This is a genomic window from Shewanella sp. 1311, assembly GCF_059338235.1.
In genome coordinates this window covers 4,699,177-4,716,439 of the sequence record NZ_CM181686.1, presented here as the reverse complement: position 1 = coordinate 4,716,439, position 17,263 = coordinate 4,699,177, and the positions used below count along the sequence as shown (strand labels likewise).

Here is a 17,263-nt window from a genome sequence, read left to right as displayed (position 1 = left end):
CTTGCGTAACTTGACTTTTTTGACTCGATTAAAACCTTTTGTTGCAGGCGCATTCTCTTTGATGCTGCTAACTTTAGCCGCCAAAAGCTTTGCCAACAATGACTTACCGGATTTAGGTACGGCCGCAGTTAACACCTTCAGCCTTGAAAAAGAAATGGTTTACGGTGATGCCTATATGCGCATCATTCGCTCCTCGGCGCCTATGTTAAATGATCCTGTGTTGAGTCAGTACCTTACAGAACTTGGCAACAAACTGGTCGCCCATGCCACAGGGGTAAAAACGCCCTTCTATTTCTTCTTGTTACAAAATGATGAAATCAACGCCTTCGCCTTCTTCGGCGGCCATGTTGCCGTGCACACTGGCTTATTTCTCAATGCCGATAACGAAAGCGAACTCGCCTCAGTACTCGGCCACGAAATTACCCACGTTACCCAACGTCACCTAGCGCGTTCGCTCGAAGCACAGCAAAAGAGCAATCCTGCGACGATTGCAGGTTTACTCGGCGCCATTTTATTAACCATCGCCGTGCCACAAGCCGGTATGGCTGCGCTGGCGACTACCCAAGCAATGGCAACGCAATCAAAAATCAACTATACCCGTTTGCATGAGAAAGAAGCCGACCGCATCGGTATGCAAATTTTGGTGGATGCAGGCTTTGACCCCAACGCTGCCGCGGATTTTTTTGGTAAGTTGGCCACTCGTTATCGCTTTACCACCACACCGCCACAAATGCTGTTAACTCACCCATTACCTGAGTCGCGGATCACCGAAGCCCGTAACCGCGCCGAGCAATATCCTAAGCGTTATATTCCCGACAACCTGAATTTCCAGCTGGCGAAAGCCCGTATTCAAGTCCGTTTTTCCAGTTATAGCGACGAAGCGGTTTTAAGCATGTTTGACAGACAACTGAACAAACAGACCTACAGCTTTAAAGAGGCAGCGCTCTATGGCAAAGCGCTGGCCTTGTTTAGATTGAAGAAGTTTGATGAGTCAGAAAAAATCGTCGATGAACTATTGAAAATTGATGATAACAATCTGTTTTATATCGATACTAAAGCCGATTTACTGACCGAACGTAAAGACTACGCGAAGGCGATTGCGATGCTTGAAGCCCAGCGAAAAATGAAGCCAACATCGCAAGTGATTAACGCCAACTTAGCCAATATCTACCTAGAAGCTGACCAAGCCCCTAAGGCAATCCCTTTACTAGAAGATATGATATTCCTCGATAAGCAAAATCAGCTGCCCTATCAATTGCTGAGCGCTGTCTATAAAAAAACAGGCAATCAGGCATTGGAATATTTTTCCACCGCTGAGCTCATGGCATTAGGGGCTAACTATAAGGGCGCTATCGATCAGCTTAACTTTGCCTACCGTGCATCCGAAAGTAATCCCTTACAGCTTGCACGTATTGAAGCCCGTATTCGCCAATTCAAAATGGCCGATAAAGAGATGGAAGCACTTAAGTAATCAGTTGTTTTATAAATTGATTTAACTTAATAGCCCATTTATGCGCCCCGAACACACTGACGGGGCGCTGTTTTTTCTGTTATCATCCGCTCCATTGTTATTTCAGCCCGTATTGAGCCTCTAGCACTATGACCCAAGCGACGATTTACCATAACCCACGTTGTTCAAAAAGCCGTGAAACCTTAGCTCTACTTGAGCAACAAGGTTGTGACATTACCCTAGTGGAATACTTAAAAACGCCTCCTACGGCTGAAGTCATTGGCGATATTCTGGCTAAATTAGGCATCAGTGCTCGCCAATTAATGCGCACCAAGGAAGCGGAATATCAAGCCTTGGAACTTGCCGACACCTCGTTGACGGAGCAGCAATTGATTGAGGCCATGGTGAACACGCCTAAACTCATCGAACGCCCGATTGTGCTGGCCAATCAACGCGCTGCCATCGGCCGTCCTCCAGAGAATGTGCTCGCTATTCTTTAATCCATGATTTTAAAACAAAAATCGCTTTAATTTTAATCGTTAGGTAGACATATGACGTCCAACACCTTATTTACCCTTAGCCGTTTAGGTTACTTCGCGCTCGTTCTGCTATTAGGCGGCTGGTTTGTTGGCCAAGGGATGAGCGGTGAATACACTCTGCTATTTAGCCTATTATGGATAGTGCCATTATTACTACCTGCAAAAGGGGTTTTCCAAGGTAATCCATATACTTATGCTTGGGCGAGTTTTGTTCTGTGCCTTTATATGCTGCATGGACTGACACTGCTTTATGTCACTACCGATGCCTTCGCTTTTGCATTAATCGAAGTATTGTTGATTGGTGTACTGCTGATTGCCTTCCCCTTCTACGCTCGGATCCGTGGTCGTGAACTGGGATTAGGCCTGAAGAAAAAGTCTAAAGAATAAGCCATTGCATACAATGTGATATCAGTGCCGTCTTACCTTACTGGGTATGACGGCATTTTTATATCGTAACGCCAAACTCCGCTGCAGATCTGGGTTCAAATATCCCCTTCAACCTCAGTTCAATGCCCAGCTAAACAAACAGTCAAACGAGCTGTTAAATAAACAGCTAAACGGACAGTTAAACCGCAGCAAAATTAACACTTAATATACTTACACTGACTTTTTGCAACTTAATCCCCGTGCTATAGTCAGTTTCTCATCATGGGGCCTTAGTATCCCGTGAGTCACAAAAAGTCTAATCGCACTGCTGAGTTAACAAGGGAGAATGCTGTAATGGGGATATCGCTACCACTGAAGCTTTTGGGATTAATGGCCTGCTCAAGCCTACTCGTGGCATGCGGAGGCGGTGGAGACAGCAACACAGATAATGGCGGAGTAACGCCCCCCTCCACCTCACTGCCACGCTGCACAGATAGCATTTCGCCGCTCCTTGTTACTACATCATCCTCAATCCGTTTTCAAACTGAGCCGACTTATGTGGCAGGTCAATCCAGTGCCATCATTGCCAACATCCTAAATCGTGATAGCCAAAACTTAACCTTTCGCTGGCAGCAAATCGATGGACCTATCATACAATTAGTCAGTCAAAACAGCCCGGTATTAGCCTTTGATACTACCACCGCAGGCGGCTACCGTTTTAGCTTGCATGTCACGGGAAGTAATCTAGATGTCAGCGGAGAAATCGGCATTAATGTCGATCCCGCATCGACGGGTGTACTGAACGTCCGCCAAGATCACCAAGTGGTTGAAGGTAACAATGTCAGCTTAAGGCTCGGACAACAATCAGGATTAAGCGCTGCGAATATCTCTTGGTGCGTGGCGTCTGGCCCAGATTTAATGGTCGATGTAAGCGATCCGTTTAGGCCTTTATTTACCGCGCCAACGGTCGCCCAAGATACAATCACTCGGCTCAAAGTGAACGCCAGTATCAACGGTAATCCACTCAGTGATGATGCCTTTGTGCTAACAACCGCGGCGCCGGCGATCAGCTCGCAATATTTCGATACCCCAGTGGCACGCACTCACGCCTATCGTCCAGCCTCGCCTTACGCCAATGTGTTAGCGGGCTGTGTTTACTCCAATCAACTTAGTGATAGCTGCACTATCAATACCTTACCTTTGATAGGCCAAACCTCAAACGATCTAAATCGCGAGACTATTCTTAATCGTGTACTGGTTTCCCACGACTGGATGGGCGATAACTTTGCCGCCTTTTTAGCTCAGATGGACCCCAACAGCGATTTTGCTCGCCTGTTACAATCCGTCACGGCCGTGGTGATTAGCTATGACGTGCGCCCTTCCTTCTATTGGGTAGTTACAGGAGCGATTTATCTCGATCCCGACGATTTATGGCTTACGCCAAGCCAGCGTGACACCATTAATGAAGCGCCGGATTACCGCAGTAATTTCGGTGATGATCTTAACTTTGTGATGCCTTGGCGTTATGTGAAAGACAATCAGTATGCGTCACTTGGCGTACCTATCACCGTCAGAGCATACCGAACGTTAGCACAAATCAATCCCGATCTAGCTTCCTTGCTGTATCACGAGCTAGCCCATGCCAATGACTTCTTCCCCCGCAGCGTACATGCCTCACTCACAGGGCCAAGACTGCTAGATGATTACAGTCGCCGCAATGCCAACAAGAGCCTGATATCTGATCAAGTCAGCACCAGCTATCCACTAATGAGCACTGAAATGATGGGACTTGCCAATGTCCGTTTCCTCGGCGCAGCGGCGAATAATGTGCAAAAGGCCTATCAGCCATCGGATGTGAGTACATTCTTTTCTACCGATATCGCCAGCGACTTCTATGCCTATTCCAGCACCCGTGAAGACACAGCTATGCTGTTTGAAGAAGCCATGATGAGTTATCGCTATCAAATATTACGTGATGTCGCCGTCACCAATAAACCTGCGGTGTTAACCGCTGATACGCTGGTTATTGATTGGGGACAAAGAGGTCGAATTGCACAAGATAGTCTAGAAAATCGCGCCGCACTGGTGATTGATGAAATTCTGCCAGAGCTTGATGGCATCAGTCTGATTGAAAGCCTGCCCGAGCCGATTGCCATGACCCAAGGTCAAAGCTGGCGTCAAACATTAGCCACATCGCCTGCGAATGCTCAGCTCAAAGGCCAAAACAATGCACCGACAAACGATGTACAGCCACGCTTTGAGCCTGAACTTCACTTAAGTGGCGACCGTCACCGTCATCCTCAGCAATAGAGTGTTTAAGTTTTAGATAAACAAAAAGCCCGTCTGCATTCAGCATGACGGGCTTTAGATTTTTGGGCTTGACGCTTAATGGATAGTACAATGTTTAGCGTTTTCATCGCTCAAGGCTAATTCAAAACCACTCAAACCGCGTCTCTATCCAATCATGCTTTTAAAGATGCAGCATCTCTTTGGCAAAGGGAATGGTGAGCTTGCGCTGGTGCACTAATGAGGCTTTATCTAACTTATCCAGTACATCGAACAAGGTACGTAAATCCCGCGCCATTCGGTTCAGCAAAAAACGTCCCACATCTTCTGGCAATTGCAGGCCACGCATGGCGGCGCGGCGTTGCAGTGCGGCAAGTTTCTCATCATCAGCCATAGGTTGCAGTTGATAATTCAACCCCCACTGCATACGTGAAACAAGATCTGGCAAGAGGAAACCCGCATCCGCAGGAGACGAACTGCCACTGACCACCAAGGCACAATTTTTATGTTCGGCGACGCGATTATAGAGATCAAAAATCGCTTCTTCCCAGACGGGGTGACCGGCGATGGCATCGACATCATCGATACAGACTAAATCTAACTGTTCTAGTCCTTCAAGCAAGGCGGTCGAAATGCTCGCATGTATGCCTAAGGGAATATAAAAGCTGCGACGCTCAACTTCATTGGCGTGGGCACAAGCGGCGTGCATTAAATGGGTTCGACCCGATTTGACTGGGCCCCACAAATAAATGGCGGCTTCACCCTGCCCTTCGGCATTGGCTCTCAGTTTTTGAATAAGCTCATCATTACCCGCGGCAGGGTAATAACTATTAAAGGTTTCGTCGTCTGGCAAATGCACAGGTAACGAGAGTTGCAGAGGTGAGTTTAAGGGCACTCGGTCTTCTCAATATCAAATAAAAACAATGCCGCGCTTAGCATGGCTAAGCACGGCCGATAACATCTTAAGGTAAACGCCATTCATACACAGGCTTGCCTGTTTGGTTAGAGACTGGACTAAATTCCCCCGCACTCACAGGTGCTACCACAGAAATTCGCGGCTCTAAGCTTAATAAACGTTGTAAATCCGTTTCTGAGCCAAACAAATCTAGCGAGAAGGTCACGGTATGACCTTGAATATGCGTTAACGTGGCATTTTTAATCGCGCTAAGTTGTTTCAAATATTTTTCAACTTCAACTAATTGCGCCATTTTTTGAATATTCACAAAAGTGACACTCGCGCCTTGCTGCGTGCCCGTGTCGGCAATGGCGTACTTAGTAAAATAGTATTCGCCTAACGCCGCCATCATGGCTTCAATCGCCTGGGTAGAATTTTCAGCGGTGCCGTTGTAACTGAATAACGGTGGCGTCAAAGAGTCAATGGTAGCCTTAGTATAGAGATTTAAACGGTAACGAACTTGGCTGCCAGCAGCATCAATAGCCACCAATGCCAAAAAGTCAGCTTGATAACGGCCAGAGACACTCGCCACGATATCGGCAAACATACCTTTGATATCGTTAGGGTTAATTCCCATCAACTCATCAAGATCTAAGATTGGCAGCAATACCGGAATACCGCGGGCATCGGAAAAATCACTAAAGAGTTTACGTTCGGCTAACGCAGACGAGTCACCCAATATCATAGTGTCGCCATCGCCTGGCATTGCGACCCAAAATAAGGTCAGCGGGCGTTGTGTTCCCCAAACGGGCAATTGCGCCTGACGCAGTAGCGCCACAATGCGACGGTGTTCAAAACTGGCCGTTAGCAGTAATTGGCCATTCTGCTCGATATAACCATACTGGCTCAGCAAGGTATCAGGATTACTGAGCTGAGATTGGATCAGACTGTTGTCGAGGGATCGCGCCGTCCCAGTGTTCTTGATAATGACTTGCTCAAGTGCACTTTTTAGGGCTTTGTCGCGTTCTGCAACCGCGCGCGAAGACACAGGCACATTGGCCTCATCTAATTTACTCACCTCAACAGCATTGACGCTATTAATCGTGAACAGACAATATAGAAATGCAATTAAGCTCGGCTTCAATAGGAATTTCAGCATCTTTGAGTAGTTGAAGTAACGTCAGATGGGGCAAATTGTACCATAGTTAGCGCCTTAAGCGAGTCTTGGCAAAATTTAGCCCCATTTCAGTGCCAACCATGGCATGGAAAACCCAAACAGTGATCCGAGTCGGCAAAACGGGCGATTTTCTTCTGCTCAAAATCCAACAAACTGATATCATTTGGAGGTTTACCCTAATATTAACGAGAATAATAAATGAGACGACTCGCTATCCCCCTACAGGGCGCGCAAATGCTGTTTGTGGCCTTCGGTGCCCTAGTGCTAATGCCGCTGCTGACAGGACTCGACACCAGTGTGGCATTGTTTACCGCTGGTATCGGCACCCTACTGTTCCAATTGATCACTAAACGCCAAGTGCCTATCTTCCTCGCATCTTCCTTCGCCTTTATCGCCCCCATACTCTATGGCGTGCAAACTTGGGGCATTCCCTCCACCATGGGCGGTATTATGGCCGCGGGCGTGGTCTATGTCATGCTTGGCGCCTTGGTCAAAGTGCGCGGCACCGACTTCATCCATAGGCTGTTACCACCTGTAGTAGTGGGTCCTGTGATCATTATCATCGGCCTTGGCTTAGCACCCGTTGCGGTGAATATGGCCTTAGGTAAAAGTGGCGATGGTAGCTTGACCCTCGTTGACACCAATACTGCGCTATTTATTTCGCTCGCATCACTTTGCACCACTATAGCAGTGGCGATTTTTGCCAAGGGCTTACTGCGAGTGATGCCAATTTTAGCGGGGATTATCGTGGGTTACGGCTTAAGCCTTGTCTTTGGTATTGTTGACTTTGCGGTTGTGACTGCCGCCAGTTGGATTGCGATTCCTAAATTTGTCGCACCCGAATTTAACTGGCATGCCATCGCCTTTATGATCCCAGTCGCAATCGCTCCGGCGGTTGAACACATTGGCGATATTCTGGCGATATCCAATGTCACAGGTAAAGATTTTATGAAAAAACCGGGACTACACCGCACGCTAACAGGTGATGGTATTGCCACGATTGCGGCGGCAGCCTTTGGTGGCCCGCCAAACACGACTTATTCAGAAGTGACAGGCGCAGTGACCTTAACGCGCAATTTTGATCCAAAAATCATGACTTGGACCGCTATTACTGCCATCACGTTAGCCTTCGTCGGCAAATTAGGTGCGCTGATGCAAACCATTCCAGTCCCAGTCATGGGCGGTATTATGTGTTTGTTATTCGGCTCAATTGCAGCCGTTGGTCTCAACACCCTTATTCGCAATCATGTGGATTTGTCTGAGCCGCGTAATTTAAGCATTGTCGGTGTCACCTTAGTATTTGGTATCGGCGGCATGGCATTTGGCATAGGTTCATTCAGTCTGACCGGTATCAGCTTGTGCGGCATTGTCGCGATTACCATGAACTTATTATTACCCGCGACCAAGCCACACGATAAGCACAATGAGTCAGATGTCACCCCTCACTAGTCGTTGTTTGAGGAATCGCCGTTTTATTGAAGTCTTTGTTGTAATGTTTTTTGTAGCGATAGCTCTTTGAAAAACAGCGACAAAAAAGCCGCCGTGATATTAATCATGGCGGCTTTTTCATTCATACTTATAAAAAAAGCATTAACGCTTATTCTTCAGTCTTGATCTTAGCGGCAGCAGCTTTGATCAAAGGTTGTAATTCGCCTTTTTGGAACATGTCCACGACGATATCACAGCCGCCGATCAACTCACCTTCGACCCACAATTGTGGGAAAGTTGGCCAGTTAGCAAACTTAGGTAATTCTGCGCGAATGTCTGGATGCTGAAGAATATCCACGAATGCAAACTGCTCACCGCAGTTAATCATGATCTGAGCTACCTGTGACGAGAAGCCACAGCTAGGCAACTTAGGAGAGCCTTTCATATAAACAATGATAGGGTTTTCCGTGATCTGCTGCTTAATTTTCTCTACTGTTTCCATTTTGATTCCTAAGTAGGATGACATTGACTCAATGCGACTATTGTACGTCAGCTAGAGGCAGAACAAAATCCCACAGTTTGTAAGGTTATGCCGACATTTGATTTTTCGATGGCGTCTATCTAGTCAATTAGCTAAACAATGATTCACATCACAAATTTTATCGGTACAATAGCTCTAAGTGAGCACGTTTAAAAACGATAACCTAAGACCATGGAGAGATACTAATGGCTTTCGAATTACCCGCATTACCATATGCAAAGAACGCACTAGAACCACACATTTCTCAAGAAACCATTGAATACCACTACGGCAAGCATCACAACACTTATGTTGTTAAGCTAAACGGCTTAATCGAAGGAACTGATTTCGCTGGTAAATCTTTAGAAGACATCATCAAAACTTCTACGGGTGGCGTATTTAACAACGCAGCTCAAGTGTGGAACCACACTTTCTACTGGAACTGCCTAGCACCAAACGCTGGCGGTGAGCCAACAGGCCCAGTTGCTGATGCAATCAATGCTGCTTTCGGTTCATTCGACGCATTCAAAGCACAATTTACTGATTCAGCAGTAAACAACTTCGGTAGCGCTTGGACATGGTTAGTGAAAAAAGCCGATGGCACACTTGCTATCGTCAACACTAGCAATGCTGCAACGCCACTGACTGACAGCTCAGTAACGCCAATCATGACAGTTGACGTGTGGGAACACGCTTACTACATCGATTACCGTAACGTGCGTCCTGACTACCTTGCCCACTTCTGGCAATTAGTTAACTGGGACTTCGTTAACCAAAACTTCGCTGGTTAATTCATTTAACCTATCGTTGTTGACTGCTGCATGAGCAGTGAGTTAATCCCAGTAAAAAGAGCCCTAGTGGCTCTTTTTTTATGCCCCTCGTTTGCCGTCCATCCCTTATCCATCTGATTGCCCCTCCGTAAACTACAAGTGCAATAATTGCGTTTGCAACTATTTGTTATTGTTTTATTTGATATTTTTTTGACACAGATAGTGAGTTTATGTCTAAGATTAGAGTAGGAAGCTGGCTAGCCAGTTATCCGTTCCATGACATCACTGGCGTTTCAGGGGGTTTATATGGGCATTTTCGAGCATTACCAAAAGCGCTACGAACAAAAACTCGATGAAGAATATTCTTTGCAAGAGTTTCTGGATATCTGCAAAGGAGATCGCAGCGCTTACATGTCAGCATCAGAGCGACTATTGCTTGCAATCGGTGAAGCAGAAGTCATTGATACCGCAAAAAATCCAACACTTAGCCGTATTTTTTCGAATCGACTTATTTCACGCTATCCCGCATTTAAAGATTTCTTCGGCATGGAAGATGCCATAGAGCAAATCGTGGCTTATCTAAAGCACTCGGCTCAAGGATTAGAAGAATCCAAACAAATTTTATACCTACTGGGCCCTGTGGGCGGCGGTAAGTCATCGCTCGCCGAAAAACTAAAAGCCCTCATGCAAAAAGTACCCATTTATATTCTGAGCGCAAATGGGGTACGTAGCCCAGTCAACGATCATCCCTTCTGTCTATTCGATTTAGAAGAAGATGGTCAGCTGTTAAAAGATGAATTCAACATTCCCAACCGCTATCTCAAAACCATCATGTCGCCTTGGGCGGTAAAACGTCTGCATGAGTTTGGTGGTGATATCTCCAAATTTCGGGTGGTGAAAGTCTTTCCATCAATTCTGGACCAAGTGGCGATAGCGAAAACAGAGCCCGGTGATGAAAACAACCAAGATATTTCCTCCCTCGTCGGTAAAGTGGATATTCGTCAGCTCGAGCATTTCTCCCAAGATGATGCCGATGCTTACGCTTATTCGGGTGCATTATGCCGCGCAAACCAAGGGGTGATGGAATTCGTCGAGATGTTTAAGGCACCGATTAAAGTGCTGCATCCACTACTAACTGCAACGCAAGAAGGTAACTATAACGGCACTGAAGGCTTATCGGCCCTGCCCTATAGCGGGATTATTCTGGCACACTCAAATGAATCAGAATGGTCAACCTTCAAAAACAACAAAAACAACGAAGCCTTCCTCGACCGTGTTTACATAGTCAAAGTCCCCTACTGTTTACGGGTTTCGGAAGAACTGCAAATCTATCAAAAACTGCTGATCAACTCTGAGTTATCAAAAGCACCCTGTGCGCCTGGCACCTTAGAAACCCTAGCGCAATTTAGTGTGTTGTCGCGCATCAAGCCACCTGAAAACTCCTCCACCTACTCTAAGATGCGGGTGTATGACGGTGAAAGCCTGAAAGATACCGATCCTAAGGCTAAGTCTTACCAAGAATACCGTGATTACGCGGGTGTCGATGAAGGCATGAATGGGCTATCTACCCGTTTCGCCTTTAAGATTTTGTCGCGGGTATTTAACTTCGACCATTCAGAAATCGCCGCTAACCCAGTACATTTATTCTATGTGCTCGAACGGCAAATTGAACAAGAACAGTTCCCCGGCGATACCGCCGAACGTTATCTGGAGTTTCTAAAAGGTTATTTGATCCCTAAATACGTCGAGTTTATCGGTAAAGAAATTCAAACCGCTTACTTAGAGTCTTACTCTGAATACGGCCAAAATATCTTCGACCGCTATGTCACTTACGCCGATTTTTGGATCCAAGATCAAGAATACCGCGATCCAGAAACGGGTCAGCTATTCGACCGCGCCGCCCTCAATGCTGAGCTTGAGAAGATTGAGAAGCCAGCGGGGATCAGCAATCCTAAAGATTTCCGTAATGAAATCGTCAACTTTGTGCTTCGCGCCCGCGCGAACCATGAGGGTAACAATCCGCTCTGGACCAGCTACGAGAAACTTCGCACTGTGATCGAGAAGAAAATGTTCTCCAACACAGAAGATTTACTGCCTGTTATTTCCTTTAACGCCAAAACGTCGAATGACGATCAACGCAAACACGATGATTTCGTCAATCGCATGATGGAGAAAGGCTATACCAAGAAACAAGTCCGACTCTTGTCTGAGTGGTATTTACGGGTTCGTAAATCTTCTTAAACTTGCGCTAACTAAGTACAGGGCTTTGGTGTTGCCAAAGCCTTCGCTGGGTTTTGGGAGGTGCGTATGGCGAACTTTATCGATAGACGGTTGAATGCGAAAGGAAAAAGCACAGTCAACCGCCAACGCTTTATCAATAGATATAAGCAACAAATTAAAAAAGCCGTCAGCGATGCAGTGACTCGCCGCAGCGTAACGGATGTAGATAAAGGCGAAAAAATCAGTATCCCCACCCGGGATATCAGTGAACCTATGTTTCACCAAGGCAAAGGCGGTGTCAGGGACAGAGTGCATCCCGGTAATGACCAATTTACCCGTGGTGATAAAATTGACCGGCCACCTGGTGGATCTGGCGGCGGTTCGGGCAAAGGTGAAGCCTCAAATTCGGGTGAAGGCGACGATGACTTTGTGTTCGAAATCTCTAAGGATGAGTATCTAGAATTATTGTTTGAGGACTTAGAACTCCCCAATCTGCAAAAAAATCGCCTTAATAAACTGGTGGAATACCAAATCTACCGTGCGGGATTCACCAATGATGGCGTCCCCGCTAACATCAATATTGTCCGTTCATTACGTTCATCACTGGCACGTCGTATTGCGATGTCGGCCAGTAAAAAGAAACTATTAAAAGAGTTAGAACAAGAACTTGCCGAGCTGGAAAATATTCCAGGTACTAAGGCCGAGTTGATTTTGGATTTAAAAGCCCAAATTGAGGAGTTAAAACAAAAGATTGCCAGAGTGCCGTTTATCGATACCTTCGATCTACGCTTTAATAACTATTCCAAAAGGGAAATCCCTTCTAGCCAAGCCGTGATGTTCTGCTTGATGGATGTGTCTGGTTCTATGGATCAGGCAACCAAAGATATGGCAAAACGCTTCTATATCTTGCTGTATCTTTTCCTCACCCGCACCTATAAAAATTTAGAAGTGGTCTACATTCGCCACCATACCCAAGCCAAAGAAGTCGATGAACACGAGTTCTTTTACTCCCAAGAAACGGGCGGCACCATAGTGTCCAGTGCATTAAAATTAATGCATGAAATTCAACAAGCTCGCTACCCCGCCGATGAATGGAATATCTACGCAGCCCAAGCATCCGACGGTGATAACTGGGCCGACGATTCACCAACCTGTAGGCAATTGTTAGAACAAAAAATCTTGCCACTAGTGCGCTACTACAGCTACATCGAAATCACCAATCGCGCCCATCAAACCCTGTGGCGTGAATATGAATCCCTGCAACAGCATTACGACAACATCGCCGTGCAGCACATACGTCAAGCCGAAGATATTTACCCTGTCTTTAGGGAGCTATTCAAGAAACAAGCGGTTTAAGGGGGCACTATGGGGATAACTAAATCAACACCTTGGACACCACTGAGCGATGGTCCTGACTGGAGCTTCGAGCTACTGCAGGACTACCTCAAGGAAATTGAACGGGTAGCAGCACTGTATAAGCTCAGCACTTACCCAAATCAAATTGAAGTCATCACCGCTGAGCAGATGATGGATGCTTATGCGGGCATAGGTATGCCCATTGGTTACACCCATTGGTCCTTTGGCAAACGTTTTATCGAAACCGAGCAAGGTTACAAGCGCGGCCAAATGGGGCTTGCCTACGAAATTGTGATTAATTCTAACCCCTGTATTGCCTACCTTATGGAGGAAAACACCATCACCATGCAGGCACTGGTGATCGCTCACGCCTGTTTCGGACATAACAGCTTTTTTAAAAACAACTACTTATTTAAGACATGGACAGATGCCAGCTCGATTATTGACTACCTTGTTTTTGCCAAAAACTACATCAGTGATTGTGAGCAAAAACATGGCGTAGCACAGGTCGAAAGCGTCATCGACTCCTGCCATGCGCTAATGAACTATGGTGTCGATCGCTATAAACGCCCCTCTGAAATTTCATTCCGAGAAGAACAAGCAAGACAAAAAGATCGCGAGGCGTACCTTCAAAGCCAAGTGAATGATTTATGGCGCACGATTCCTACCCAGCAACATGAACAGTCTCAATTGAAGAAACGTCGTTTCCCCGCAGAACCGCAGGAAAACATCTTATATTTCATCGAGAAAAATGCCCCTTTACTGGAACCATGGCAAAGGGAAATTATCCGCATTGTACGTAAAATGGCGCAATATTTTTACCCGCAAAAACAAACTCAAGTGATGAATGAAGGCTGGGCCACCTTCTGGCACTACACTATTTTGAATCACTTGTATGATGATGGCGTGGTCACTGACCGCTTCATGATCGAGTTTTTGCAAAGCCATACAGGCGTGGTTGCCCAACCCGACTACAACAGCCGCTATTACAGTGGCATCAATCCCTATGCTTTAGGTTTTGCCATGTTTACTGACATTCGGCGTATTTGTGAAAATCCAACCGATGAAGATAAAGCCTGGTTTCCCGACATCGCCGGCAGCAATTGGATTGAAACCTTACACTTTGCAATGCAAAACTTTAAAGACGAAAGTTTTATTAGCCAATATCTTTCACCTAAAGTCATCCGCCAATTTAAGTTGTTTGGTATCCATGATGATGAGAAACGCAATTATCTGTCGGTATCGGCAATTCATGATGAACAAGGTTATCAAGATATTCGCCAGTTATTATCGCAGCAATATAACTTGTCGAATATTGAACCGAATATCCAAGTGCATAATGTAGAGATCAACGGTGATAGATCCTTAACCTTACGTTATGTGCCGAATAACGATATTCCCTTAGCCAGCAGCCATAAAGAAGTATTAAAGCATTTACATAGATTATGGGGTTTCACTGTCACCTTAGAGCAAAAAAATGAGGATGCGAGTGTAACAGTATTAGCATCCTGCCCTGAAGCGGCTAAACCAGAATAATAAACCGAATAAAAAAGCCGTTTCCATTGGAAACGGCTTTTATGTATTTATCGCTATTTTAATGCGACATCAATCGCAGCAATTAATTATCCTGTGCGATAGACGCGGGCATATCATCGCGTAATTGTAACCACATCTTACCGCTGTTCATGCCGTAGGTGCGCATCAGCGCAGGGACGTCGAGATAATTTTTCGCCTGAGCCAGTAGCTCTAACTCTTTGTAAAAGTTCAAAGCCAATAAACGCGCATCTGAACTGGTAAAATAATAGCGACCGACTCGGCTATACAATCCCTTAAATCCATTTAATATCAATACGTAAAGTGGATTCCCTGAGGAGAAAGCTAAGGTGTGGTGCAATAAATAGTCAAATTCGGCATAGGATTCCGCCGTATCTTCAAGTTGGTGAATTTTGGCGAGCACATCCACAGCTGTATCTGGGTTATAACGCAAAGCACCGCGGAAATAGATAGCGCTAACGTTAGTACGGGCCGACAAAAGTTGGTCAACCAATACCGGAAATCCTTCGGGATTGAGATCGGCAATCGTCTCTAGAATGTTTAAGCCTGAGGTTTCCCAGAAGTTGTTAACTCGCGTTGGTTTACCGTGTTGGATTTTCAACCAACCGTCACGAGCCAAGCGCTGTAGCACTTCACGCAGAGTGGTGCGAGTCACACCTATCAATTCCGAAAGCTCACGTTCAGCCGGTAAAATGGACCCTGGAGGAAATTTATTATCCCAAATGGATCTCACAATATACTTCTCTGCAAAACTTGCAGGTCCTTTGGCATTGATAATCATCAGCCCACTTATCCAGTTGTTGTGCGTCGTAATGGTCACTGATCATACCAGAGCGGTAAAAAATGGAAACCATTCACTTAAATTCACTGTGTTATCGCCGTGTAAATGTCACACAATCGCTCAAAAAAACGACCAAGATCAAGGCAACAAACGTCAATTTTGCCGATTAGCTCCGCTTTTTGAAATGTGGGTATCAGTATCTCGTTACATTAGCTTTCTCTTTAGGCTAGACTGATTTAACAAACGCAGGTATTGATATTAAACACGTGCAATTTTTAACATAATTAGAAGAGAGGCTGCCATGCCGGCGACAATGAGTCAGGCGTTTATTGGGAACTTCTTAGGAAATTCTCCTAAGTGGTACAAAACCGCAATACTGTCATTTTTAATTATCAATCCACTACTCTTTTTCTATGTCGACCCCTTCGTGGCCGGCTGGGTATTGGTGCTTGAATTTATTTTTACCTTAGCAATGGCATTAAAATGTTATCCATTACAGCCTGGCGGATTATTAGCAATTGAAGCTGTCGCAATTGGCATGACATCGGCAAGCCAAGTCTTACATGAAATAGAAGCCAACCTAGAAGTATTATTACTCTTGGTGTTTATGGTCGCTGGTATTTATTTCATGAAGCAATTGCTGCTATTTGGCTTCACGAAAATTATTACCAAAGTGCGTTCTAAAGTTTTAGTGTCACTGATGTTTTGTTTGGCATCGGCGTTTTTATCTGCCTTCTTAGATGCGTTAACGGTTATTGCCGTGATTATCGCGGTCGCTGTGGGTTTCTATTCTATTTACCACAAGGTCGCTTCTGGAAAAGATTTCGGCGCCGATCACGATCATACCTCCGAAGGTAAAAACGCTGCGGGCGAAGATCAGTTAAACGAAGAAGAACTCGGTGCATTCCGTGGCTTCCTGCGTAATCTGTTAATGCATGCGGGTGTCGGTACTGCACTCGGCGGTGTATGTACTATGGTGGGCGAACCTCAAAACTTGATCATTGCTGCACAGGCCAATTGGCAGTTCGGTGAATTCGCCGTACGTATGTCGCCTGTTACAGTCCCAGTATTGATTTCTGGCATCTTAACTTGCTACTTAGTTGAAAAATTTGGTATTTTTGGTTATGGCGCTAAATTACCAACGGCCGTTCATCGGATCTTATGTGAATATGCCGCCCATGAAGATGCGCGCCGTACCAACAAAGACAACATGAAGTTAATCGTCCAAGCCCTAGTGGGTGTCTGGTTGATCGCAGGTCTTGCCTTGCATTTAGCTTCAGTGGGCTTAATTGGTCTTTCTGTGATTATTTTAACCACAGCCTTTAACGGCGTCACCGATGAGCATGCCCTTGGTAAAGCCTTTGAAGAGGCACTGCCTTTTACCGCATTATTAGCGGTGTTCTTTGCGGTTGTTGGCGTGATTATCGATCAACATTTATTCGCCCCCGTTATCCAATGGGCACTGGGTTATGAAGGCAATACCCAATTAGTGATTTTCTATATCGCCAACGGATTATTGTCTATGGTGAGTGATAACGTGTTCGTCGGTACTGTGTATATCAATGAAGTGAAGGCGGCATTAATTAACGGCCAAATCACCCGTGATCAATTCGACTTACTGGCCGTTGCGATTAATACCGGAACTAACTTACCTTCGGTGGCGACACCTAATGGTCAAGCGGCGTTCTTGTTCTTACTGACGTCAGCCTTAGCACCGCTGATCCGCTTATCCTATGGCAGAATGGTATGGATGGCATTGCCCTACACTATCGTGCTATCCATTGTGGGCGTTATGGCGATCCAAACGGGATTCTTAGAACAAGCCACTCAATATTTCTATGATTCCCATACAATCATCCATCACAGTGCAAAAGAAGTGTTGGGCACAGTGTCCGGACATTAATCTTCTCTATTGACTGAA

The 17,263-nt window shown here is 45.7% G+C and carries 14 protein-coding genes; 10 read left to right on the top strand and 4 right to left on the bottom strand.

Annotated features, from left to right (window positions below):
* Position 1: 1 nt before the first annotated feature.
* From bepA to AC5YB3_RS20735, 4 genes are all read left to right on the top strand, one after another.
* Complete coding sequence (gene bepA, locus AC5YB3_RS20750; RefSeq protein ID WP_494526075.1) at positions 2-1,471, top strand: beta-barrel assembly-enhancing protease; 1,470 nt, start codon at positions 2-4, stop codon at positions 1,469-1,471.
* A gap of 128 nt (positions 1,472-1,599) precedes the next feature.
* Positions 1,600-1,950: an arsenate reductase (glutaredoxin) gene (gene arsC, locus AC5YB3_RS20745; protein WP_006081295.1), complete on the top strand. Its 351-nt coding sequence runs from the start codon at positions 1,600-1,602 to the stop codon at positions 1,948-1,950.
* A gap of 51 nt (positions 1,951-2,001) precedes the next feature.
* A complete protein-coding gene (locus AC5YB3_RS20740; protein WP_494526074.1) occupies positions 2,002-2,376 on the top strand; it encodes a DUF2069 domain-containing protein in 375 nt (124 codons plus the stop codon).
* 333 nt (positions 2,377-2,709) lie between these two features.
* Positions 2,710-4,665, top strand: a complete 1,956-nt coding sequence (locus tag AC5YB3_RS20735; protein ID WP_494526073.1) for a hypothetical protein — start codon at positions 2,710-2,712, stop codon at positions 4,663-4,665.
* 160 nt (positions 4,666-4,825) lie between these two features.
* On the opposite strand, the gene hda is transcribed toward AC5YB3_RS20735, so the two are convergent.
* Positions 4,826-5,536: a DnaA inactivator Hda gene (hda, locus tag AC5YB3_RS20730; protein WP_006081292.1), complete on the bottom strand. Its 711-nt coding sequence runs from the start codon at positions 5,534-5,536 to the stop codon at positions 4,826-4,828.
* Between the two features lie 67 nt (positions 5,537-5,603).
* Positions 5,604-6,695: a DUF2066 domain-containing protein gene (locus tag AC5YB3_RS20725; RefSeq protein ID WP_012088917.1), complete on the bottom strand. Its 1,092-nt coding sequence runs from the start codon at positions 6,693-6,695 to the stop codon at positions 5,604-5,606.
* A 216-nt stretch (positions 6,696-6,911) separates the two neighbouring features.
* On the opposite strand from AC5YB3_RS20725, the gene AC5YB3_RS20720 reads away from it, so the two are divergent.
* Positions 6,912-8,162 (top strand): uracil-xanthine permease family protein, encoded by a 1,251-nt coding sequence (locus AC5YB3_RS20720; RefSeq protein ID WP_494526072.1) that lies wholly within the window; start codon positions 6,912-6,914, stop codon positions 8,160-8,162.
* Between the two features lie 148 nt (positions 8,163-8,310).
* Here the strand turns inward: AC5YB3_RS20720 and grxD are convergent, their stop codons facing one another.
* Positions 8,311-8,643, bottom strand: a complete 333-nt coding sequence (grxD, locus tag AC5YB3_RS20715; RefSeq protein ID WP_006081289.1) for a Grx4 family monothiol glutaredoxin — start codon at positions 8,641-8,643, stop codon at positions 8,311-8,313.
* Between the two features lie 224 nt (positions 8,644-8,867).
* Here grxD and sodB point away from each other — a divergent pair, with 224 nt between their 5' ends.
* From sodB to AC5YB3_RS20695, 4 genes are all read left to right on the top strand, one after another.
* A complete protein-coding gene (sodB, locus tag AC5YB3_RS20710) occupies positions 8,868-9,452 on the top strand; it encodes a superoxide dismutase [Fe] (protein WP_006081288.1) in 585 nt (194 codons plus the stop codon).
* Positions 9,453-9,737: 285 nt separating this feature from the next.
* Positions 9,738-11,672 (top strand): PrkA family serine protein kinase, encoded by a 1,935-nt coding sequence (locus AC5YB3_RS20705; RefSeq protein WP_006081287.1) that lies wholly within the window; start codon positions 9,738-9,740, stop codon positions 11,670-11,672.
* Positions 11,673-11,738: 66 nt separating this feature from the next.
* Entirely contained in the window at positions 11,739-13,007 is a 1,269-nt protein-coding gene (locus AC5YB3_RS20700) for a YeaH/YhbH family protein (RefSeq protein ID WP_006081286.1), read from the top strand.
* 9 nt (positions 13,008-13,016) lie between these two features.
* The gene (locus tag AC5YB3_RS20695; protein WP_071938850.1) at positions 13,017-14,543 is read left to right on the top strand and encodes a SpoVR family protein; all 1,527 of its coding nucleotides are present in this window, start codon (positions 13,017-13,019) and stop codon (positions 14,541-14,543) included.
* Positions 14,544-14,625: 82 nt separating this feature from the next.
* Here AC5YB3_RS20695 and fadR read toward each other — a convergent pair whose 3' ends face one another.
* Complete coding sequence (fadR, locus tag AC5YB3_RS20690) at positions 14,626-15,342, bottom strand: fatty acid metabolism transcriptional regulator FadR (RefSeq protein WP_006081284.1); 717 nt, start codon at positions 15,340-15,342, stop codon at positions 14,626-14,628.
* A gap of 301 nt (positions 15,343-15,643) precedes the next feature.
* Here fadR and nhaB point away from each other — a divergent pair, with 301 nt between their 5' ends.
* On the top strand, positions 15,644-17,245 hold the full coding sequence (nhaB, locus tag AC5YB3_RS20685; RefSeq protein WP_006081283.1) for a sodium/proton antiporter NhaB: 1,602 nt from the start codon (positions 15,644-15,646) through the stop codon (positions 17,243-17,245).
* Positions 17,246-17,263: the final 18 nt, after the last annotated feature.